At 71.1% G+C, this 20,776-nt stretch carries 17 protein-coding genes and 1 riboswitch; of the genes, 8 read left to right on the top strand and 9 right to left on the bottom strand.

All coding sequences use genetic code 11. The features are described from left to right. The first annotated feature begins 38 nt into the window (after positions 1–38). Together IPV10_RS01495 and IPV10_RS01490 are read left to right on the top strand one after the other, a co-directional pair. Positions 39–512, top strand: coding sequence for a PaaI family thioesterase (locus IPV10_RS01495; protein ID WP_207479685.1), 474 nt, complete (start codon positions 39–41; stop codon positions 510–512). 39 nt (positions 513–551) lie between these two features. Further along, on the top strand, positions 552–1,781 hold the full coding sequence (locus IPV10_RS01490) for an APC family permease (protein WP_207479683.1): 1,230 nt from the start codon (positions 552–554) through the stop codon (positions 1,779–1,781). On the opposite strand, the gene IPV10_RS01485 is transcribed toward IPV10_RS01490, so the two are convergent. Continuing rightward, the gene (locus IPV10_RS01485; RefSeq protein ID WP_207479681.1) at positions 1,782–2,561 is read right to left on the bottom strand and encodes a helix-turn-helix domain-containing protein; all 780 of its coding nucleotides are present in this window, start codon (positions 2,559–2,561) and stop codon (positions 1,782–1,784) included. It abuts the gene before it with no gap. A 93-nt stretch (positions 2,562–2,654) separates the two neighbouring features. Between IPV10_RS01485 and IPV10_RS01480 the strand changes: the two genes are divergently transcribed. Then, the gene (locus tag IPV10_RS01480) at positions 2,655–3,173 is read left to right on the top strand and encodes a glyoxalase/bleomycin resistance/extradiol dioxygenase family protein (protein ID WP_207479679.1); all 519 of its coding nucleotides are present in this window, start codon (positions 2,655–2,657) and stop codon (positions 3,171–3,173) included. Here IPV10_RS01480 and IPV10_RS01475 read toward each other — a convergent pair. The 4 genes from IPV10_RS01475 to nhaA all read right to left on the bottom strand — a co-directional run bounded on the left by IPV10_RS01475 (position 3,148) and on the right by nhaA (position 7,309). After that, positions 3,148–3,942, bottom strand: a complete 795-nt coding sequence (locus IPV10_RS01475; RefSeq protein ID WP_207479677.1) for an SGNH/GDSL hydrolase family protein — start codon at positions 3,940–3,942, stop codon at positions 3,148–3,150. The genes IPV10_RS01480 and IPV10_RS01475 overlap by 26 nt on opposite strands. A 171-nt stretch (positions 3,943–4,113) precedes the next feature. Continuing rightward, a complete protein-coding gene (hisS, locus tag IPV10_RS01470; protein WP_242684535.1) occupies positions 4,114–5,385 on the bottom strand; it encodes a histidine--tRNA ligase in 1,272 nt (423 codons plus the stop codon). 66 nt (positions 5,386–5,451) lie between these two features. Beyond that, positions 5,452–6,057: a MazG nucleotide pyrophosphohydrolase domain-containing protein gene (locus IPV10_RS01465; RefSeq protein WP_207480005.1), complete on the bottom strand. Its 606-nt coding sequence runs from the start codon at positions 6,055–6,057 to the stop codon at positions 5,452–5,454. Positions 6,058–6,142: 85 nt separating this feature from the next. Beyond that, positions 6,143–7,309 carry a Na+/H+ antiporter NhaA gene (gene nhaA, locus IPV10_RS01460; RefSeq protein WP_207479674.1) on the bottom strand — a complete coding sequence of 389 codons (1,167 nt, stop codon included), beginning with the start codon at positions 7,307–7,309 and terminating at the stop codon, positions 6,143–6,145. Positions 7,310–7,398: 89 nt separating this feature from the next. Here nhaA and IPV10_RS01455 point away from each other — a divergent pair, with 89 nt between their 5' ends. Together IPV10_RS01455 and gdhA are read left to right on the top strand one after the other, a co-directional pair. Further along, complete coding sequence (locus IPV10_RS01455; protein WP_207479672.1) at positions 7,399–10,083, top strand: phosphoenolpyruvate carboxylase; 2,685 nt, start codon at positions 7,399–7,401, stop codon at positions 10,081–10,083. A 231-nt stretch (positions 10,084–10,314) separates the two neighbouring features. Next, the gene (gene gdhA / locus IPV10_RS01450) at positions 10,315–11,685 is read left to right on the top strand and encodes an NADP-specific glutamate dehydrogenase (protein WP_207479670.1); all 1,371 of its coding nucleotides are present in this window, start codon (positions 10,315–10,317) and stop codon (positions 11,683–11,685) included. Positions 11,686–12,015: 330 nt separating this feature from the next. Here gdhA and IPV10_RS01445 read toward each other — a convergent pair whose 3' ends face one another. The 4 genes from IPV10_RS01445 to mfd form a co-directional block, all read right to left on the bottom strand. Beyond that, entirely contained in the window at positions 12,016–12,618 is a 603-nt protein-coding gene (locus IPV10_RS01445; RefSeq protein WP_207479668.1) for a gamma carbonic anhydrase family protein, read from the bottom strand. Positions 12,619–12,667: 49 nt separating this feature from the next. Next, positions 12,668–14,362 (bottom strand): MFS transporter, encoded by a 1,695-nt coding sequence (locus IPV10_RS01440; RefSeq protein WP_207479666.1) that lies wholly within the window; start codon positions 14,360–14,362, stop codon positions 12,668–12,670. Positions 14,363–14,423: 61 nt separating this feature from the next. Next, positions 14,424–14,585: a hypothetical protein gene (locus IPV10_RS01435; protein WP_207479664.1), complete on the bottom strand. Its 162-nt coding sequence runs from the start codon at positions 14,583–14,585 to the stop codon at positions 14,424–14,426. A gap of 63 nt (positions 14,586–14,648) precedes the next feature. Continuing rightward, positions 14,649–18,224 carry a transcription-repair coupling factor gene (gene mfd / locus IPV10_RS01430; RefSeq protein ID WP_207479662.1) on the bottom strand — a complete coding sequence of 1,192 codons (3,576 nt, stop codon included), beginning with the start codon at positions 18,222–18,224 and terminating at the stop codon, positions 14,649–14,651. Positions 18,225–18,429: 205 nt separating this feature from the next. On the opposite strand from mfd, the gene IPV10_RS01425 reads away from it, so the two are divergent. The 3 genes from IPV10_RS01425 to ribD form a co-directional block, all read left to right on the top strand. Beyond that, the gene (locus IPV10_RS01425) at positions 18,430–18,993 is read left to right on the top strand and encodes a GNAT family N-acetyltransferase (RefSeq protein ID WP_207479660.1); all 564 of its coding nucleotides are present in this window, start codon (positions 18,430–18,432) and stop codon (positions 18,991–18,993) included. A 33-nt stretch (positions 18,994–19,026) separates the two neighbouring features. Next, the gene (locus tag IPV10_RS01420) at positions 19,027–19,890 is read left to right on the top strand and encodes an Fpg/Nei family DNA glycosylase (RefSeq protein ID WP_207479658.1); all 864 of its coding nucleotides are present in this window, start codon (positions 19,027–19,029) and stop codon (positions 19,888–19,890) included. Positions 19,891–19,944: 54 nt separating this feature from the next. Continuing rightward, positions 19,945–20,092, top strand: a riboswitch (FMN riboswitch). A 50-nt stretch (positions 20,093–20,142) separates the two neighbouring features. Beyond that, positions 20,143–20,776: bifunctional diaminohydroxyphosphoribosylaminopyrimidine deaminase/5-amino-6-(5-phosphoribosylamino)uracil reductase RibD (ribD, locus tag IPV10_RS01415; RefSeq protein WP_207479656.1), on the top strand; the 634-nt coding region annotated here is incomplete at its 3' end.

The following is a 20,776-nucleotide window of genomic DNA, read 5'->3' as shown; positions in this document are numbered from 1 at the left end:
GGCTTTGCCCTCGCACTCGTCTCGCGCACACTGACGTCATGCGCATCACTCCCCGCCGCCTCGCGATCGGCATGAGCCTGTGGATCCCGAACCTCTTCAGCGGCATCCGCATCCGCCGTTTCAGCGAGGACTGGACTCACGCGACCGTCGAGCTGCATGTCAACGTCCTCACCCGCAACTATGTCAAGACCGCCTTCGGCGGCTCGATGTCGGCGATGACCGACCCGTACTTCTTCATGCTCGTGATGCACCAGCTCGGCCGCGACTATGTCGTCTGGGACACCAGGGGCGAGATCGAGTTCCTGAAGCCGGGTCGCGGGGTCCTCACCGCCGAGTTCGAGGTGTCGAAGGAGCGGGCTGCGGAGATCCGCGAACGCGCCCACGGCGGCACGAAAGTGCTCGAGTGGTTCGAGACGGTGATCACCGATCGATCCGGCGACGTCGTCGCAAGGGTGCGCCGCGAGGTGTACATCCGCGAGAAGAAGCGCGTCACGGCGACTCGCGGCGCGTGAGGCCACCCGCCGTTCACCGACGCGTGCGACGATGACGGGATGCCCCTCGCTCGCAGACTGACCCTCCGTGACGCCGTCGCGATCGGCCTCGGGTCGATGATCGGCGCCGGCGTCTTCTCCGTGTGGGGTCCCGCCCTCGACGCAGCCGGGAGCGGCCTGCTGGTCGCCCTCGCGATCGCCGCGCTCGTCGCCTACTGCAACGCGACGTCCTCGGCCCAGCTCGCCGCCGTGCATCCCGTCGCCGGCGGCACGTACGCCTACGCGCGGGCGGAGATCGGCCCGTGGTGGGGCTTCATCGCGGGGTGGTGCTTCGTGATCGGCAAGATCGCGAGCTGCGCCGCGATGGCGATGACGTTCGCCGCATACGCGGCCCCCGACGGCTGGCAGGTGCCCGTCGCGGTGCTCGCGGTCGCCGCGCTGGCGGCCGTCAACTGCTTCGGAGTCACCCGCACGGCACTCCTCACCCGCGTCCTGGTCGTGGTCTCGCTGATCGGCCTCGCGGTGGTGGTGTCCGCAGGGTTCACGGCCGCCTCCGCCGCAGCCCCCGCTCCCCTGCCCGACGCGACCGCCTACGGCGTGCTGCAGGGCGCCGGGCTGCTGTTCTTCGCCTTCGCCGGATATGCGCGCATCGCGACCATGGGCGAGGAGGTCGTCGACCCGGCCAGGACCATCCCCCGCGCGATCGTGCTCGCGCTCGGCGGTGCGGTCGTCGTGTACGCGCTGGTCGCGGTCACTGTGCTGACGACTCTCGGAGCGGATGCCGCGACCGGCACGGCTCCGCTCGCCGACGTCGTCACCCAGGCGGGCTGGACCGCCCTCGGACCCGTGGTGCGCGTCGCCGCGGCCACGGCATCCCTCGGCGCCCTGCTGGCGCTGCTCACCGGCATCGGCCGGACGACCCTGGCGATGGCGCGCGAGTCGGATCTGCCGCGGTTCCTGTCGAAGGTCGACGAGCGGTGGAAGGTGCCGCGGCGCGCCGAGATCCTGATCGCGGTGATCGTGATCGGCATCGTCCTCGTGGCAGACCTGCGCGGTGCGATCGGCTTCTCCTCGTTCGGCGTCCTGCTGTACTACCTGATCGCGAACGCGGCGGCGTTCCGGCAGGAGGCGGATGTGCGCCGGTTCCCGCGCGTCCTCCAGGTGGTCGGAGCGCTCGGCTGCCTCGTGCTCGTCAACACGCTGCCGGTGCTCGCGGCGGCCGTCGGAACGGGCGTGGTGCTCATCGGCATCGGGTACCGGATGCTCCGGCTCCGCCTCGCCCGCGGCTGATCAGGTCGCGGCGTCCGCACGGTAGCTGCGGGGCGTGATGCCGAGCACGGTACGGAAATCCCTCGTCAGGTGAGCGTGATCCGCATAGCCGATCTCGGCGGCGAGCGTCGCGAGGTCTGCCGTGGGGTCGGCGCGCAGCCGCTCCGCAGCCTCCTGGAGGCGGCGACGGCGGATCATCGCGGCCGGCGACATGCCGACATGCCTGTGGCACAGGCGCTGCAGGGTGCGCACCGAGACGGCGAGGCGTGCCGCGGCCTCCTCCGGCGTCGCCGCCGCACCGTCGCCCATCAGCACGTCGACGAGGGCGTTCGCGTGGCGCCCGGCCTCGCCGAGCGGTCCGGCGCGATCGGCGAGCCACGCGGAGAACACCGAGACTGCCCGCTCGCGGTGCCCATCGCCGCTCGCCATCGCCGCCACCACGGCGTGGTGCAGCTCGGGCTCCAGGATGACGCGCTCGGCGTCGACGAGGGCCGCGGGGTCGCTGAGGAGGGCCGCGACCGCCGCCGGCCGGAGCAGCGCGCCGACGGCCCATCCGCTGCCCCGCAGGTCGCGGTGCGATGCCCGCGTGGTCGCCCCCGAGAGGATCACGGCCTCCGGCTCGACCACGAGGTTCACCGCCGGGTAGCCGACGATCTCCTGGCGCGAGGTGCGCCCGGGCTCGACATCCCATTCGGGGATCCAGAACCACACCACGAGGTCGGCCGCGGCTCCCGCCGCCGGGAGGCGATGGAACTGCGGCAGCCGCGCCGGGTACAGCACTCCGCGCGTCGGTCTCACCATCGCCCCAGCGTACGACCGGCCTCCGACGGCGAAGCTCCGAGGCTGTCGCGGATCTTCAAGCATCCGGCATCCGCTGGTTCCTACTCTGGCGGCATGACAGACCACAACACGACCGGGCCGACCGGCATGCACATGACCGACGGACGCCCGAACGGCGCGACCTCGCTCACCCCGTTCCTGGCGATCCCCCACGCGAAGGACGCGATCGACTTCTACCGCGATGTCTTCGGCGCCCGGGTGATCGACGTCACCGAGTTCGGAGGGGTGGTCGCCCACGCCGACCTGGACTTCGGGCTCGGACATCTCCAGCTCGGCGAGCCGACCCCGGAGTACCGCCTCGTACCCGCACCGCCCGGTGACGACGACTGCTACTCGATGGGCGTCTACGTCTCGGACGTCGACGCCGTCGTGGAACGCGCTGTCGCCGCCGGAGCGACAGTGCGCGAAGCGCCGAGCGACTTCGTCTCCGGCGACCGGTTCGCGAGCATCCGCGACCCGTTCGGGGTGCGGTGGTCGGTCATGACGCGCATCGAGGACATCACCGAGAAGGAGAGCGCACGCCGGGTGGCCGAGTGGGCGGCTTCTTTCAGCGCGGCACCCGCTGAGGCGTAGAGGCGACGGCCCGGCAGACGGCCGGCAGCAGCGCCTCGGCGGTGCGCCGGTAGCCCAGCGGGCTCGGGTGGAACCGGTCGAGGCTGAACATCGCCTCCGGGTCGTCGAAGAACATCGGCCCGACGGCGCGGCGGAGGTCGACGGGGTGGGCGCCCGCCCGCCTCGCGGCCTCCGCCTGGGCGTCGCCGAGCCGGCGCGACATGCTCGAGATCAGCCGCCGCAGCGGCTGCGGGACCGGGCGGAGCGCTCCGAGATCGGGGCAGGTGCCGACGACGACCTGCGCGCCCCGGTCGCGGAGGCGGCCGATCGCCTCCTCCAGGTGCTGCACGGATGCCGGAACGGGGATGCGGTGGGTCACGTCGTTGCCGCCGACGACGATCACGGCGACGTGCGGCGCGTAGTCGTCCGGCAGAGCATCGAGCTGCGCCGCGAGATCGGGCGACTCGGAGCCGACGACCGCCGCAGTGCGCAGCCGCACGGGGCGATGCAGCCGCCGCGCCATGCCCTTCGCGAGCCGGCCGCCGAGCGTCTCCTTGCGTCGCTGGGCGCCGAGTCCCGCGGCAAGGGAGTCGCCGAGCAGGAGCAGCTCGATCGGCGGCCCTTCCAGTTGCCGACGCCAGACGCGATCGGCGTCGATGGATTCCTCGCCGAGCGGCTTGCCGATCCGGAGCCTGGCGATCGCGGCCTGACGGCGCAGCAGAATCCGGACACCGCCGGCCGACGCGACCGCGCCGGCCCCGATCGCGACGAGGACACCGATCCGGCTCATGAGCCGATTCGACCCGATCGCCGTGAACCGCCGGTGAACGACTCGCCCGGTCGTCGAGCGAGGAGCGAAGCGACGAGACGAAACGCGTCTTCGCCGCACTCCCCTCACGCCGTGGCAGGACACGAGCGTTTCGTCTCGCTCCGCTCGCTCAACGACCGAAAGCGGCCCGGGTCAGGACAGCGGCTTGAGCTCCAGCTCGTCTGCGCCGGCCGCGACGGTCGCGAAGGCGGTGTACCCGTCAGCGGCCGAACGCTCCAGCAGAGCCTTGAGGTTCTTGGTGCGGCGCTCCAGGCGCACCCGCGCGCCGCCGGCGATGAGCCGGGCCTTGTGCGTGACGAGCTCGGCGACGGGCACGTCGCTGTCGTGGACCAGCACGACGGCATCCGTCCCGTCATCCGCGCCCGCCGTGACGAGGTCGACGAGCCGCTCGAAGCCGAGCGAGAAGCCGACGGCAGGCACCTGCTGGCCGAGGAACCGGCCGATCATGCCGTCGTAGCGTCCGCCGCCGCCGAGGGAGTAGTCGACCGAGGGGTGCGCGAGCTCGAAGATCGTGCCGGTGTAGTAGCCCATCCCGCGCACGAGGAACGGATCGAACACGAGCGGGATGTCGGCGGTGCCCCGCCCGGCGGCGACCGCCTCGCCGATGCTGACCAGGTGCGCGACGATCTCCTCCGGCGCGTGCTCCGGCAGCGCCTTGCGGATCTGCCGCTCACCATAGGGGTTGTGCTCGAGGGTCTGCGGCCGGCGCAGGAACGCCTCGAGCGCGTCCACGGCAGCCTCTGAACTGGGTCCCCGAGCCTGTCGAAGGGCCCGTTCGCGCAGCTCGGCGGCCACGCCGTCGGGGCCGACCTTGTCGAGCTTGTCGATCGTGATCAGAACGCCCGGGCGCTCCTCGAGAGCGAAGCCGAAGCTCTCCAGCATCCAGTCGAGCACCCGGCGGTCGTTGATGCGCACGGTCGCACCCTGGAGTCCGAGCGCGTCGAGGGCGTCGAGGGAGGCGACCATGAGCTCGGCCTCCGCGCGGGCGGAGTCGTCGCCCATGATGTCGATGTCGCACTGCACGAACTGGCGATAGCGCCCCTTCTGCGGGCGCTCGGCACGCCAGACCGGACCGATCTGGATCGACCGGAAGACGCCAGGGAGCTGCGCTCTGTTGCTCGCATAGAACCGGGCGAGCGGCACGGTCAGGTCGTATCGCAGTCCGAGGTCCGCGAGGGCAGCAGGGTCGGCCGCGGCGTCGCGGATCGCCTCCGCGTCGAGACCGCGCCGGAGCACGTTGTAGGCGAGCTTCTCGTTGTCTCCGCCGATGCCGGCGTGCAGGCGGGAGTACTCCTCGAGCGCCGGAGTCTCGATCTCGTCGAAGCCGTGCGCGCGGTAGCGATCACGGATGACGGAGAGCACGCGCTCACGGCGGGCCTTGTCGGCGGGGAGGATGTCGCGCATGCCGCGCGGCGGGTTCACAGTAGCCACGCCTCCATCTTCCCAGGTCGGCGGGGCGGCCCGTGGCGGTCAGCCGACAGACTCGGCCGCGCGCACCTCGTCCTCGAGCACGCGCAGCCGCTCGCGAAGCGCCCGCTCGGCGTCCCAGCCGTGAGACCTGGCCGTGGCGACGAGCGCCAGGAGGGCGTCTCCGAGCTCGGCTTCGGACGAAGGCTCCTGCGCCGCGTCCTGCGCCGCGGTCCCGACGCCGGCGCCGGCCGCGCGGCCGAGGAGCTTCTGCGCGAGGGCGAGGGACGGCATCCCCCGCGGCACGCCGTCGAGCACGCTGGTCCTCGCGCGCTTCTCCGCGGCCTTGGCCGCGTTCCAGTGCACCAGCACCTCCTCGGGTGTGGTGGCGACGGCATCCGCGAAGACGTGCGGATGCCGCCTGACCATCTTCTCGGTGAGGGTCCGGGCCACGTCGTCGATGTCGAAGGGGTCGTCTTCGTCCTGGGCTGCGATGGCCGAGTGGAAGAGCACCTGCCAGAGCAGGTCGCCCAGCTCCTCGCGCAGGTCGGCGCGCGAGCCGTCCTCCACGGCGTCGATGACCTCGTGCGACTCCTCGATCAGGTACGGCACGAGGTCGCGGTGCGTGATCCGCTGCGACCAGACGCAGCGTTCGCGCACGGCCCGCATGGTCTCTGCGGCCGCGCGCAGCGGGTCGGCATCCTGCTCGCGATCGGGATGCGGGCTCACGGGGTGTCCCTTCGGCGGAGGCGGTTCAGGATGCCGCGACAGCGACCCGGCGGTACCAGGCGGCGCGCAGAGAGACGATGACGCCGGAGAGCGCGAGCGCGACGAGCGAGCCGACGAGCACGCCGAGGATCGCCTGGTCGCGGATGCCGGCGTCGTCGGCGAACGCGAGGTTGGCGAGCAGCAGCGAGACGGTGAAGCCGATTCCGCCGAGCGCGCCGGCGGCGAGGATGTCGGCGAAGGGCAGCGCCGGCGGGGCACCCTTCGGACGGATGCGCATCGCAACCCAGCCGAACAGCGAGATCCCGATGATCTTGCCCACCGGGAGGGCGACGGCGATGCCCCAGAACGCCGGGGAGAGTTCTGTGGGAGACAGCGCCGGGATCACGACGAACGCGGCGACGAAGGCGAACAGCGGCAGGATCACGCCGTTGACCGCCGGCTCCAGGGCGTGCCGGGTGCGCCCGGCCGGTACCGGAGCCATCACCAGGCCCAGCATCACGCCGGCGATGGTGGCGTGGATGCCGGATGCCGCGACCAGCCCCCAGCACAGCACCCCGACGACGGCCATGGCGACCGCGATCGCGGGGTGACCTTTCGCGTGCAGCATCCGGCTGAGCACCCAGAACACCGCGACCGCCACGATCGCGAGGCCGAACAGCAGCCACTGCACATCGTGGGCGAACAGCACCGCGATGAAGATGATGCCGATGATGTCGTCGAGGATCGCCAGCGCGAGCAGGAACACCCGCACCGCCGGCGGCAGCCCTCGGCCGAACATCGCGAGCACACCGAGCGCGAACGCGATGTCGGTCGCAGTGGGGATCGGCCAGCCCGTCGCCGTGTCGGCGCCCCCTGCGATCAGCAGGTAGACCAGGATCGGCACGAGCACGCCGCCGGCCGCGGCGATCGCCGGCTGCACCGCCTTGCTCACGGAGTCCAGCTCGCCGTGGGTGAGCTCGTGACGCAGCTCGATCGCGACCACGAGGAAGAACACCGCCAGGAGCCCGTCGGAGACCCAGTGCGCGATCGAGAGATCCAGCCCCGTGCCCGGCACGGCGATGTGGAAGTCCAGGATCGCCGCCAGGGCGTCGTGGGCGGGCAGGTTCGCCAGGAGGAGCCCGAGCCCCGCTGCGACGAGCAGCAGGACCGCAGGGAACTGCTGGCCGCGGAGGGGGTTCGCCGAGATGCGCATCCCGTCCATCGTAGGCGGCCGCCGCTGCCGGGTGTTCATCGGGCGTCATGCGTTCGGAGCACGCTCGTGACGCGGGCTACTCTCGAACCGTGACCCCCGCACAGTCTTTTCCCGAGCCCACCGACACCTCGGCCATCCGCATCATCGGCCGCTTCGAGGCAGGTCGCGGCATTCCCGAGGCGATGCGCGCCGACGTCAGGATGCTGGGCGCGCTGCTCGGCCAGGTGCTGCGCGAATCCGGCGGCGACGACCTCTTCGAGGACGTCGAGCGACTGCGCCTCGCCACCATCCAGGCCTACGACGAGGAGACCTCCGACGCGTTCGAGCGCGCCGCGGCGATCGCGGAGTCGTTCAGCGTCGCCAGGGCCGACGAGGTGGCCAGGGCGTTCACCTGCTACTTCCACCTGGTCAACCTCGCCGAGGAGCACCAGCGCGTGCGCGTGCTGCGCGAACGGGCAGGGCAGCCCGGCCGTGAGGACGCCGCCGACACCGTCGCCACCGCGTACGCCCTGCTGAAGACCGAGGTCGGCGACGAGGAGGCGAGGCGGCGGCTCGAGGGACTGCGCTTCCACCCCGTCTTCACGGCGCACCCGACCGAGGCCCGCCGGCGCGCGGTGTCGTCGAGCATCCGCCGCCTGTCCGAGCTGCTCACCCAGCACGACGCCGCGAGCGAAGGCGGTGCCGAGGAGCACCGCGCCCGCCGACGGATGCTCGAGGAGATCGACACCCTGTGGCGCACCGCGCCGCTGCGCTCGCAGAAGCCGTCGCCCACCGACGAGGTGCGCACGGTCATGGGCGTGTTCGACGAGACGCTGTTCACGACCGTCCCGCACGTGTACCGCCGGATCGACGACGCGCTGCGCGGCGACGAGTCGGGCGCCAGTGCGCCGGTCGTGCCCGCCTTCGTGCGGATCGGCTCCTGGGTGGGCGGCGACCGCGACGGCAACCCGTTCGTCACGGCATCCGTCACCCGCGAGGCATCGCAGATCGCCTCCGACCATGTGCTCCGAGGCCTCGAGCGCGCCCTTGAGCGCATCGGCCGCACCCTCACGCTGGACGCCGAGGACACACCGCCGAGCGCAGCCGTCGACGCCCTGTGGGATCGGTTCGCCGCCGCAGACCCAGGGCTCGCGACCGAGCTCGACAAGCGCTCCCCCGGCGAGCCGCACCGCCGGCTCCTGCTGGCTCTCGCGCGCCGGGTCGCGGCGACCAGGAGCGGCGAGGAGTCGCTGCGATATGCGAGCCCCTACGACCTCCTCGAAGACCTGCGCGCCGTGCAGTCGTCGCTCGCGGATGCCGGTGCGCACCGTCACGCGTTCGGCGGCGTGCAGCACCTGATCTGGCAGGTCGAGACATACGGGTTCCACCTGACCGAGCTCGAGGTGCGCCAGCACTCGCAGGTGCACGCCAAGGCGCTCAGCGAGCTCGAATCCGGCGAGGCGCCGAGCGCGCAGACGGAGGAGGTGCTCGAGGTCTTCCGCGCGATCGCCGACATCCAGCGCGATCGCGGTCTTCGTGCGGCCGGCCGCTACGTGGTGTCGTTCACGCAGGCGGCATCCGATCTCGCCGCCGTGCACCGCCTCGCCCGCCACGCCCTCGGCGACGCCGCCCCGGTGCTCGACGTCGTCCCGCTGTTCGAGACCTTCGCCGACCTGCAGGCGGCGCCGGCCATCCTCGCCGAGGCCGTCACGTTCCCGGAGTTCCGGGCGCGCATGGCTGCGACCGGAAACCGGCTCGAGGTCATGCTCGGCTATTCCGACTCCTCGAAGGACGTCGGGCCCGTCGCCGCGAACCTCGCCCTCTACGAAGCGCAGGAGAAGATCGCGCTGTGGGCTCGGGAATCCGGTATCGAGCTGACACTGTTCCACGGCCGCGGCGGTGCTCTCGGCCGCGGCGGCGGACCGGCGAACTCGGCGATCCTCGCCCAGCCGCCGCACTCGGTCGACGGCCGGTTCAAGCTCACCGAGCAGGGCGAGGTCATCTTCGCCCGCTACGGCGAGCCCGCGATCGCGATGCGCCACATCGACCAGGTCGCCGCGGCGACGCTTCTCGCCTCATCTCCCACGGTCGAGCAGCGCACCAGCGCCGCCGCCGCCCGGTTCGCGGACATCGCCTCCGTCATGGATGCCGCGTCGCGCGAACGCTTCTTCTCGCTCGTGAAGGCCGACGGCTTCGCGCCGTGGTTCGCGACCGTCACGCCGCTCGAGGAGATCGGCCTGCTCGCGCTCGGCTCGCGGCCCGCACGGCGCGGACTCTCGGTCGAGTCGCTCGAAGACCTCAGGGCGATCCCGTGGGTGTTCGCCTGGACCCAGGCGCGCATCAACCTCGCCGGCTGGTTCGGGCTCGGCACGGCTCTCGACGCCGTCGGCGACGAGACGCTGCTGTCCGAGGCGTACCGCGAGTGGCCGCTGCTGCGCACACTGATCGACAACGTGGCGATGAGCCTCGCGAAGACCGACGAGCGCATCGCCCGCCAGTACCTCGCGCTCGGCGACCGCGACGATCTCGCCCAGCTGGTGCTCGACGAGCTCGAGCTGACCAGGGAGTGGGTGATCCGCCTCACCGGCGGCGAGCGGCTGCTCGAGAACAAGCCGATCCTGCAGCGTGCCGTGCAGTTGCGCACCCCCTACGTCGACGCGCTGTCGCTGCTGCAGCTGCGCGCCCTGCGTGCGCTCCGGGCGGATGCCACCGGCTCCGGCGCCGACGCCGAGCAGCAGCGGCTGCTCCTGCTCTCCGTCAGCGGCGTGGCCGCCGGGCTCCAGAACACCGGGTGAGCCGGCGATTCCTGCGTGAGGCGCCCGGTTTCGCGTGAGACACCACGCGGCGTGCGACGTCTCACGCGGACCATGGCGGTTCATGCAGAAGCAGTCGGTGCACGCGGCAGCGGACACGTGAAAGTCCTCACATTCGTGCGGACGCTAGAGTGAAATCTCCCGCCTGATCCGGCGACGCCTCGCGCGACACGATCGCACGCGCCCAAATCCCCCGTTCAGAAAGTCTTCCGCGTGACCGCTCCCACCCTGACCGAATTCCATCCGCTCGCCGAATCCGTGCAGCCCGTCTTCGACACCGTGCTCGCCCGCAGCCCGCACGAGCCCGAATTCCAGCAGGCGGTGCACGAGGTGCTGCACTCGATCGCCCCGGTGCTCGATCGGCACCCCGAGTTCGTCGAAGGCGGGATCCTCGATCGCCTGGTCGAGCCGGAGCGGCAGATCCTCTTCCGCGTGCCGTGGGTCGATGACGCCGGGCGCCTGCAGGTCAACCGCGGCTACCGGATCCAGTTCTCCTCGGTCCTCGGCCCGTACAAGGGCGGCCTTCGGTTCCACCCGTCGGTGAACCTGTCGATCATCAAGTTCCTCGGCTTCGAGCAGATCTTCAAGAACGCGCTCACCGGGCAGGGCATCGGCGGCGGCAAGGGCGGCTCGGACTTCGATCCGCACGGACGTTCGGATGCCGAGATCATGCGCTTCTGCCAGTCGTTCATGAATGAGCTGTACCGCCACCTCGGCGAGCACACCGACGTCCCCGCAGGCGACATCGGCGTCGGCGGCCGCGAGATCGGCTACCTGTTCGGCCAGTACCGCAAGATCACCAACCGCCACGAGTCCGGGATGTTCACCGGCAAGGGCACCGGCTGGGGCGGCGCAGAGGTGCGCACCGAGGCCACCGGCTACGGCGCGGTGTTCTTCGCGCAGGAGATGCTGGGCGTGCACGGCGACTCGCTCGACGGCAAGCGCGTCGGGGTCTCCGGCTCGGGCAACGTCGCCATCTACGCGATCCAGAAGGCCGCCCAGCTCGGCGCGACGGCTGTCACGGCATCCGACTCCTCCGGCTATGTCGTCGACGACGCCGGCATCGACGTCGATCTGCTCCGTCAGCTCAAGGAGGTCGAGCGCGCCCGCATCGTCGAGTACGCCAACCGCCGGCCGAGCGCCCGGTTCGTCGAGGGCGGCAGCGTCTGGGACGTGCCGGTCGACATCGCCGTGCCGTCCGCCACGCAGAACGAGGTGAGCTTCGACGAAGCGAAGGCGCTGATCGCGAACGGCGTCCGCGCGGTGTCCGAGGGCGCGAACATGCCCTGCGTGCCGGCAGCGGTCGACGCGTTCCAGAGCGCGGGAGTGCTCTTCGCCCCCGGCAAGGCAGCGAACGCCGGCGGTGTCGCGACCTCGGCGCTCGAGATGAGTCAGAACGCCTCCCGTCAGCGCTGGAGCTTCGGCGACAGCGAGAACAAGCTGCGCGAGATCATGGGCGACATCCACGGCGCGGCGTTCGACGCCGCCGAGCGGTACGACGTCGCGGGTGACTACGTCGCCGGCGCCAACATCGCCGGCTTCGAGCGCGTCGCCGGCGCCATGCTCGCCCAGGGTGTCATCTGACGCCAGGGCGATCGAGCTCTGCCCGCGGTTTCGCGCTGCTGTTCCGGCGGTTTCGCGCTGCTGTTCCCGCGGTTGACGCTGCTGTTCCGGCGGTTGACGCTGCTCATCCGGCGGTTGACGCTGCTCATCCGGCGGTTGACGCTGCTCATCCGGCGGTTGACGCTGCTCATCCCCGAGTCGCGCTGCTGAATCTCGTTCGCGCTGCTGATATTCACGCAGCGCGTGGCGGGAACAGCAGCGCGACTCGGAGAACAGCAGCGCGACACGCTGACGGCGCCGCGCTCACCGCTGCGGGAGTCCGGAGCCGAGCCCCGCGAGAAGCGGATGCCGTCAGCGCGGCACCTCGTGATCGCCGGCGTGCCGCGCGAGCGAGGTGCCGTAGCGCTCGGTCAGCTGGACCATGAGGTCGGGCGTGTCGCGGTCGACGCCGAATACGTGACCGGGGAAGTCCAGCTCCGGCTGCGCCGCCGCGATCTCGTCGTCACGGTCAGGTGAGAGAAGCTGCACCGGGTCGCCGACAGCCACCCAGCCGATCGGCACGACGGTGCCCTCCGGCAGCACGGCGCGGCGATGCACGATCGCGTTCACGCGCACCTCGCAACGGTCGCCGACGATCGCGCCGTTGAAGATGCGCGCGCCCGAGGCGAAGAACACCTCCTCGCCGACGGTCGCGCCGGCGATGCTCGCGAGCGTGCCGACGAGCGTGTGCGCGCCGATGTGCACGGCGTTCGCCGCCGTGGCGCGGATCAGCGCGTTCTCCATGACGATGACGTGCTCGCCGAGCGTGATCGGTCCGCCCTCGGCGGTGATCACGGCGCCGTGCAGCACCTGGCAGCCCGGCCCGATCTCCACGTCGCCGGAGATCACGGCGGTGGGGGCGATGACGGCGGTGTCATGGATCCGGGGCCGAGCCCCGAGGTGCTCGTACAACATGACGCCAGACTAGACCCGCGGATGCCGTGACGTCCTGCACCGCCTGAAGTCACCCCGTCGTCGGGCTTCCGCTCTCCGGCGCCGCACCCGGGGCGAACCGGCGGAGACGCCCGTCCACGTCGCCGGCGGCGGCGGCGACGCTCGGAGTGAAGCCGAGCACGACAGAGGTGAAGCGCTCACCCGTCAGCGCGCACAGCCGCAGGTCCGTGCGGGCGCGCACCCCCGCGGTGCGGTGCGTTCTGCGCAGCAGCGCGATCTCGCCGAATCCCTCCCCCGGTCCGAGCGTGGCGACGACCCGCCCGTCGCCGATGACCTCGGCCTCGCCCGTTTCGATCAGGTAGTACAGGTCGCCGATGTCACCCTGTGCGAACACCGTGACGCCGGCCCCGACCTCGACCCGCTCCAGTCCCCTCGCAAGCTGCTCGATCGCGGGCAGCGGAAGCGGCTCGAACATCGGCACTCGCTGCAGCAGCGCGATCTCGTCATCGAGATCCTCCACGGTGCGGTCGATGTGGCGCAGCCGCCACCACGCCGTCACCGCCAGAACGGGGCACAGCAGGCCGATCGAGATCAGCGCGACGTCGACGCCGAAGAGCTCGACCAGCGCGGAGGCCAGGATCGAGCCGAGCCCGATCGAGAGCGCGACCAGCGTCTCCAGCACTCCGAAGACGCGTGCCATCACGGCATCCGGCGCCAGCCTGCCGATCAGCGTGAAACCCGCGGCGTCGATCAGAGCATTGGCGATGCCGACCATCGCGAGCAGGAGCAGCGCGACCGTCTGCTGCGGGAACACCCCGATCAGCGCGATCGGCGCGCCCCAGAGTCCGACGCCGATCGCGAACCAGGCCCCGAGCCGCCAGACGCGGACGAGCATCGACGCGGCGAGAGACCCGAACACGGCGCCGGCCCCGAGCGCCGCCATCAGCGCGCCGGCGCCCGAATCGCCCATGCCGAGCAGTTCGATCGCGACGACCACCGCGAACACGGTGAGCGCACCGCGCGTGAGGGTCTGGGCCGAGATCAGCGCGAGAATGACCGGCAGATCCCGGTTGCCCGCCACGGCCCTGACGCCCTCGACCGCCTCGGCGAGAAGGCCGGGCCTGCGTGCCGGAGCGGCGGCGACCGGGGCCTCGTAGCGCAGGCGCGTCACCAGCAGCGCGGCGCAGCACGCGCAGGCGGCACTGACCGCGAGGACGACCGATGCCTGGGTGACCGCCAGCAGCACGGCCGCGACGAGCGGGCCGATCAGGCTCGCGATCGAGTCCAGCAGCCCTCGGACGACATTGGCGCTGGCCAGCTCGTGGCCGGTGCGGCACAGGGTCGGAAGCAGCGCGGAATGCGCGGGGCGGAAGAGCGTCGCAGCGACGGCGGAGGCTGCGGCCACGGCGAACACGAGGACGAGCGGTCCGGAGACCGCCACGATCAGCGCGGCGATCGCCATCGCCATGCCGCGCAGCAGCGACACGGCGACGAGCACGCGCTCGCGCCGCCCGCGGTCCGCGAGCGGCGCGAGCAGAGGCGTGAGCACGGCGGAGGGCAGCATCGTGACGAGACCCACGATGCCGACGGCGAGCGCCCCGCCCTCGTTGTAGGCGACGATGCTGAGCGCCACCATGAAGGCGCATTCGGCCGTCCATGAGAAGAAGAAGCTCAGCTGCGCACGGCGCAGGTTCGGATTGCGCCAATTGCTCGCGAACGCCGCCGCTGCCTCGCTGAGCCTGCTCCCGCTACGCTGAGCGACCATGCCGCGACTCTATGCCCCTGCCCCTCCCGTCACCAGGGGCGGATGCCACAGCCGGCCGCCGCTACTCCCGCGGCGTGCTCCCCCGTCGCAGCATCCCGAACACGATCGTCCCGACGAACAGGAGGATCCCGAGGATCGCGAGCCAGAAGAAGCCCTTCACGACGAAGCCGAGCACGCTCACGGCGGCCCAGAGGACCAGAAGGACGATCAGCAGTGTCCACATGCCGACAGCATCCGCCGGGCCGCGACGGATCTCACACCCGGTTGACGAGCCCGCGCACGTGGGCTACTCGGCCTTGACCGGCTCGGGGAACAGCGCCGTGAACAGCTGCCCGACCCAGGCGAGCAGCTCCGCACCCGGCAGCGGCTCGACTCCGACGCCCACGGCGGAGGCGATCGTCGGCATCGGCACCACCAGCGCCTCTCCGCCGGCGACCAGCTTCGCCTTCGGGTAGAGCCGCTGCATCCGCACCTTGATCGAATCCTCGAAGCGTGCCGGCGCGATGCGCAGGTTCGACCCCATCGCCACCACGTCGGTGAGTCCGGCGCGCGCGGCGCGGCGGCGAAGCCGCGCGATCGCGACGAGACCCTCGACCTCGGCCGGCGGATTGCCGTAGCGGTCGGTGAGCTCCTCGATCACGAGATCGATCGAGTCGTCCTTGGCGGTGGCCGCCGATGCCGCCGACAGCTTCTGGTAGGCCTCCAGCCGCAGGCGCTCGCTGTCGATGTAGTCCTCGGGGATCCGGGCGTCCAGCGGCAGCTCGAGCCGCAGCTCCTGCCCCGTCTCGACCTCTTCTCCGCGGAACGTCGACACGGCCTCCCCGATCATGCGAAGGTACAGGTCGAAGCCGACGCCGGCGATGTGACCGGCCTGCTCGCCGCCGAGCAGGTTGCCTGCGCCGCGCAGCTCGAGGTCCTTCAGGGCGACCTGCATGCCCGATCCGAGGTCGTTGTTCACCGCGATCGTCTGCAGCCGGTCGGCCGCGGTCTCGGACAGCGGCTTCATCTCGTCGTAGAGGAAGTACGCGTAGGCCCGCTCGCGCCCTCGTCCGACACGGCCGCGCAGCTGGTGCAGCTGGCTGAGGCCGTACTTGTCGGCGCGGTCGATGATGATGGTGTTCGCGTTGGAGATGTCGAGCCCTGTCTCGACGATCGTCGTGCACACGAGCACGTCGAACTTGCGCTCCCAGAAATCGTCGACGACCTGCTCCAGCTGATGCTCTCCGAGCTGCCCGTGCGCGACCGCGATGCGCGCCTCGGGCACCAGCTCGGCGATCTCCGCCGCGACGCGCTGGATCGACTGCACCCGGTTGTGCACGAAGAAGATCTGCCCCTCGCGGAGGATCTCGCGCCGTATCGCGGCCGCGATCTGCTTGTCGCTACGGGGGCCGACGAAGGAGAGGATCGGATGCCGGTCCTCGGGCGGGGTCTGCAGCGTCGACATCTCCCTGATGCCGGTGACCGCCATCTCCAGGGTCCGCGGGATCGGGGTGGCGCTCATCGCGAGGATGTCGACGTTCGTCTTCATCTTCTTCAGCGAGTCCTTGTGCTCGACGCCGAAACGCTGCTCCTCGTCGATGATCATCAGCCCGAGATCCTTGAACATCACCTGGTCGGTGAGGATGCGGTGGGTGCCGATGACCATGTCGACGGATCCCTCCAGGAGACCCTGCAGCGTGAGGCGCGCCTCCTTGTCGGACTGGAACCGCGACAGCGGCCGCACCTTCACCGGGAATCCGGCGAACCGCTCGGTGAACGTCTCGAGGTGCTGCTTGACGAGCAGGGTCGTCGGGACCAGCATGGCGACCTGCTTGCCGTCCTGGATCGCCTTGAACGCGGCCCGCACGGCGACCTCCGTCTTGCCGAAGCCCACGTCGCCCGAGAGCAGCCGGTCCATCGGGATCGGCCGCTCCATGTCGGCCTTGATCTCGTCGATCGTCTGCAGCTGGTCGTGCGTCTCGGCGAACGGGAACGCCTCCTCCAGCTCGCGCTGCCACGGCGTGTCAGGGCCGAAGGCGTGCCCCTTCGCGCTCATCCGCGCCGAATACAGCTTCACGAGCTCGACGGCGATGTCGCGGACGGCCTTGCGCGCCTTGCCCTTGGCCTGCGACCAGTCGCTGCCGCCCATCTTCGACAGGGTCGGGGCTTCGCCGCCGACGTACTTGGAGAGCAGGTCGAGCTGATCGGTGGGAACGAACAGCTTGTCGCCCGGGTATCCGCGCTTGGACGGCGCGTACTCGAGCACGAGATAGTCGCGCACCGACTTGGTGGCATTGCGTCCGCCTGTGGACACCTCGCGCTGCGTCATCTCGACGAAGCGGCCGATGCCGTGGGTCGCATGAACGACGTGGTCACCCTGCTTCAGCTGCAGCGGATCGACGACGTTCTTGCGGCGCGATGCGAGCTTCTTCACGACGCGCTGATCGCCGCCGATGGTCCGGCCGTAGAACTCGTTGTCGGTGAGGACGGCGAGCTTCGCCTCCGGCACCTGGAAGCCCGCTTCGACCGAGCCCGTGATGAGCGTCGCGACGCCCGCTTCCGGGGCGTCCGGCAGCTGCTCGACGATGCGCGCGGCGATCCCGCGGTCGGCGAGGACGTCGCGCGCGCGATCGACGAGTCCGTGCCCTGCCGCGATGACGACGACGCGCCAGCCGTCGGCGAGCTTCGCCTCGACGAACGAGATCGCGCCGTCGACGTTGCCGTGGAACGACGGGATGACGGCCGCGTCGAGGTTGCCGGCCTCGGTGTCCCCTTCGCCGAGTCCGACCCCGAACGGGCTGAGCCGCCACCACACCCCGCCGCGATCGCGCACGACCTCGCGCAGCTGCGCGATGGTGAGGAAGTCGCCGGCGCCGAGATCGATGGGCGCGGATGCTCCGGACGTCGCCGCGCTCCAGGCGGCATCGAGGAACTCACGGTTCGTGTCCCCGAGCGTGATGGCACGGGCGCTCGAGCGCTCGGGGTCGATGACCGCCGTTGCGCTGCCCTCGGGGAGGTACTCGGCGAGCGACTTCAGCGGGCCGGCCACCGCGGGGAGCAGGGATTCCATGCCCTCGACCGGGATCCCCTCCGACATCTTCTCGAGCATCCCGGCGATCGCGGGGAAGCCGCCGATCAGCGCCCTGGCCCGGTCCCGCACGTCGGGCGTGAGCAGGAGCTCCCGGCTCGGCGGGAGATCGACGCCGTCGACGTCGCCCGGAAGCGAGCGCTGGTCGGCGACCGAGAACGCGCGGATCTGGTCGATCTCGTCGCCGAAGAACTCGATGCGGTACGGGTGCTCGGAGATCGGCGGGAAGACGTCGAGGATGCCGCCGCGCACCGCGAACTCGCCGCGTCGGGAGACCATGTCGACGCGGGAGTACGCCCGCTCGACGAGCTGCTCCGCGACGGTGTCGAGGTCGTGCCCGCGGCTGCCGATGCGCATTTCGAGCGGGGTGATCTCGCCGAGGTTCCCGGCGATCGGCTGCAGCGCCGCCCGTACGGAGGCGACGACGACCAGCGGGTGCGCGCCCGTCCAGTCGGCGATGCGTCGCAGCGTCTGCAGACGCAGTCCCACCGTGTCGGGGCTCGGGCTCAGCCGCTCGTGAGGCAGCGTCTCCCACGCGGGGAAGGTCAGCACCTCGGCATCCGGGAGGTAGGCGGCGAGCGCCTGCCCGAGGCTCTCGGCGCGGCGCCCTGTGGGGACGACCGCGAGGACGGCCGCAGGGTGACCCGCCGCCGCGCGCTGGGTGAGCAGCCCCGCGAGTGCGGGCGCGTCGAGTCCGTCGACCAGTCCGAGGTCGGCGTCGGTGTGCGCCCAGCGGAGAGCGTCACGATACAGAGACGCCTCTTCCAAGGCGCGCAGAATCCCCGGAACAGTCACCGGACAAGCTTAGTCCTGGGCCTCCGACACCGGACCGGGGGCGTCGCGTCGCCGAGCGCCTGAGAAAACGGAGACCATCCGCTCACAGCGCGGCGCGCCCCAGGCCGACACACTCACCTCGACGCATCTGATCCCTGTTTCCTCGCCGGCCAGAGGTCCGACGCCCTCGATCAGCCGTCGTCCTGGCACGCAATAGGATGCCGTGATGGAACCGGTCACCCTCACCACCGAACGACTCGTCCTCCGGGCGCCGGCGGATCCGGATGTCGAGGCGATCGAGAGGGCCTGCCAGGATCCGGAGATCCCCCGCTGGACGACAGTGCCGAGCCCCTACACGCGTGAGCATGCTGTGTCGTTCATCGAGATGGTGGCGAAGGGGTGGGCCGAGGATCACGAGTACGTCTGGGCGATCCGCGCGGACGGGACGCTGGTGGGCATGATCGGCCTGCACGACGTGACGCCCAACGTCGACGGAGCACACGCGGAGATCGGCTACTGGATGGTGCCCGAAGCCCGCGGCCGGGGCTATCTCGGCGAGGCCGCGCGCGCTGTCGTCGACTGGGCGTTCGCAGACCGCGGGCTGGTGCGGCTCGGCTGGCGCGCGGTCGCCGGGAACATCCCCTCCGCCCGCACCGCCCGCTCTCTCGGGTTCCGCTACGAGGGACTTCAGCGACTCGCGCTGACCGGCCCGCGCGGCCGAGACGACGGCTGGTTCGCCGGGATCCTCGCCACCGACGACCGGACGCCGCAGGACTGGCCGGTGCTCTAGCCGCACGTCGGATGCCGGTGACAGGATGAGTGCATGCCGGAGATGCCGGAAGTACAGGGACTGACGAGCTTCCTCGCCGGACGGGCCGTCGGTCGCACGATCACGCGCGCCGCCGTCTCGGCGATCTCGGCGCTGAAGACCTACGATCCGCCCATCCACGCGCTGCAGAACGCCGAGATCACGGCATCCGCCCGCCTCGGGAAGTTCGTCGTGCTCTCCTGCGGCGACGACCTTCATCTGGTGTTCCACCTCGCGAAGGCGGGGTGGCTGCGCTGGCACGAGACGCTGCCCGCCACCCTGATCCGGCCGGGGAAGTCGCCGATCGCGCTCCGAGTGGCCCTCGACGACGGAAGCGGCTTCGACCTCACCGAGGCCGGCACCAAGAAGTCCCTCGCGGTGTATGTGGCCCGCGACCCGAACGACGTCCCTGGCATCGCGCGGCTCGGACCCGATCCCCTCGACGCCGCCTTCACCCGCGAGGCCTTCGCCGGGCTGCTCGAGGGCAGACGCACGCAGATCAAGGGGCTGCTGCGCGATCAGGGGGTGATCGCCGGCATCGGCAACGCGTACTCCGATGAGATCCTGCACGCGGCGCGGATGTCACCGTATGCGATCGCGGCGAAGCTCGACGATGACGAGATCGGCCGGCTGTACGCGGCCATGCACGCGACCCTGACCGATGCCGTGGCCGAGGCCTCGGGGAAGCCGCCTGCGGATCTCAAGGACGCGAAGCGCCGTGGGATGCAGGTGCACGCCCGGCGCGGCGAGGCCTGCCCGGTGTGCGGCGACACCGTGCGCAGCGTGTTCTTCGCCGATCGCTCGATGGAGTACTGCCCCACCTGCCAGACCGGCGGGAAGCCGCTCGCCGACCGCCGGCTGTCCCGGCTGCTCAAGTAGCAGCGAGACGCGGAATGAAATGCATTCATATGCGTTGAGTACACTCAGAGCATCAAACGTGCTCCGGGGTCGGTGTGAATCCGAACCGGCGGTGACAGTCCGCGAGCATCTCGGTCATTCCGGGATGCCGATCCGGTGGAATTCCGGAACCGACGGTGATGTGGGAGAGATCCCGCTAGTCCGGAAGGGAGGCAGCACGACGCGTCTGCGCGCGCGTTCTGCAACCCCCGGAGCCTCAGAGAAGGACGACGGATGGCAGTGAACGAGGCGGAGCGCCGCGCGATGGGCCGCGCGCTCGAACTCGCCGCCCTCGGCCCGCGCGGAGTCAATCCGCAAGTGGGTGCGATCATCCTCTCCCCCGCCGGTGTCGTCCTCGCGGAGGGCTGGCATCACGGCGCAGGCACCCCGCACGCGGAGGTCGATGCGCTGTCGAAGCTGGCACCCGGCGAGGCCCGCGGAGCCACCGCCGTCGTCACCCTCGAGCCGTGCAATCACACCGGCCGCACAGGGCCGTGCGCCGTGGCCCTGATCGAGGCGGGCGTCGCCCGCGTCGTGTATGCGCTCGACGACCCAGGGGTCGTCTCCGGCGGCGGCGCCGACCGGCTGCGCGGCGCGGGCGTGAGCGTGGACGCCGGTGAGCAGGCCGATGCCGCGCACGCCCTGATCGACGGCTGGCTCACCGCCAAGCGTCTCGGCCGGCCGCACATCACCGTGAAGTGGGCGCAGAGCCTGGACGGGCGCGCCGCGGCCTCCGACGGCTCCAGCCAGTGGATCACCGGCCCCACTGCGCGCGCCGACGTGCACGAGCGCCGTGCAGAGGCCGACGCGATCGTGGTCGGCACCGGCACCGTGCTCTCCGACGACCCCTCCCTCACCGCGCGCTACG

The sequence above is a fragment of the Microbacterium sp. SD291 genome (assembly GCF_017355365.1).
GTDB lineage: Bacteria > Actinomycetota > Actinomycetes > Actinomycetales > Microbacteriaceae > Microbacterium.
This window is presented reverse-complemented; position numbering and strand designations above follow the sequence as displayed.

Excerpts from the sequence above, each read along its gene's own strand:
- IPV10_RS01475 (WP_207479677.1), bottom strand. The coding sequence starts at position 3,942 with ATGAGCCGGATCGGTGTCCTCGTCGCGATCGGGGCCGGCGCGGTCGCG.
- IPV10_RS01440 (WP_207479666.1), bottom strand. The coding sequence starts at position 14,362 with ATGGTCGCTCAGCGTAGCGGGAGCAGGCTCAGCGAGGCAGCGGCGGCG.
- IPV10_RS01425 (WP_207479660.1), top strand. The coding sequence starts at position 18,430 with ATGGAACCGGTCACCCTCACCACCGAACGACTCGTCCTCCGGGCGCCG.
- IPV10_RS01495 (WP_207479685.1), top strand. The coding sequence starts at position 39 with ATGCGCATCACTCCCCGCCGCCTCGCGATCGGCATGAGCCTGTGGATC.
- IPV10_RS01445 (WP_207479668.1), bottom strand. The coding sequence starts at position 12,618 with ATGTTGTACGAGCACCTCGGGGCTCGGCCCCGGATCCATGACACCGCC.
- nhaA (WP_207479674.1), bottom strand. The coding sequence starts at position 7,309 with ATGCGCATCTCGGCGAACCCCCTCCGCGGCCAGCAGTTCCCTGCGGTC.
- IPV10_RS01480 (WP_207479679.1), top strand. The coding sequence starts at position 2,655 with ATGACAGACCACAACACGACCGGGCCGACCGGCATGCACATGACCGAC.
- IPV10_RS01490 (WP_207479683.1), top strand. The coding sequence starts at position 552 with ATGCCCCTCGCTCGCAGACTGACCCTCCGTGACGCCGTCGCGATCGGC.
- IPV10_RS01435 (WP_207479664.1), bottom strand. The coding sequence starts at position 14,585 with ATGTGGACACTGCTGATCGTCCTTCTGGTCCTCTGGGCCGCCGTGAGC.
- IPV10_RS01485 (WP_207479681.1), bottom strand. The coding sequence starts at position 2,561 with ATGGTGAGACCGACGCGCGGAGTGCTGTACCCGGCGCGGCTGCCGCAG.
- hisS (WP_242684535.1), bottom strand. The coding sequence starts at position 5,385 with ATGCGCGACATCCTCCCCGCCGACAAGGCCCGCCGTGAGCGCGTGCTC.
- IPV10_RS01465 (WP_207480005.1), bottom strand. The coding sequence starts at position 6,057 with ATGCGGGCCGTGCGCGAACGCTGCGTCTGGTCGCAGCGGATCACGCAC.
- IPV10_RS01420 (WP_207479658.1), top strand. The coding sequence starts at position 19,027 with ATGCCGGAGATGCCGGAAGTACAGGGACTGACGAGCTTCCTCGCCGGA.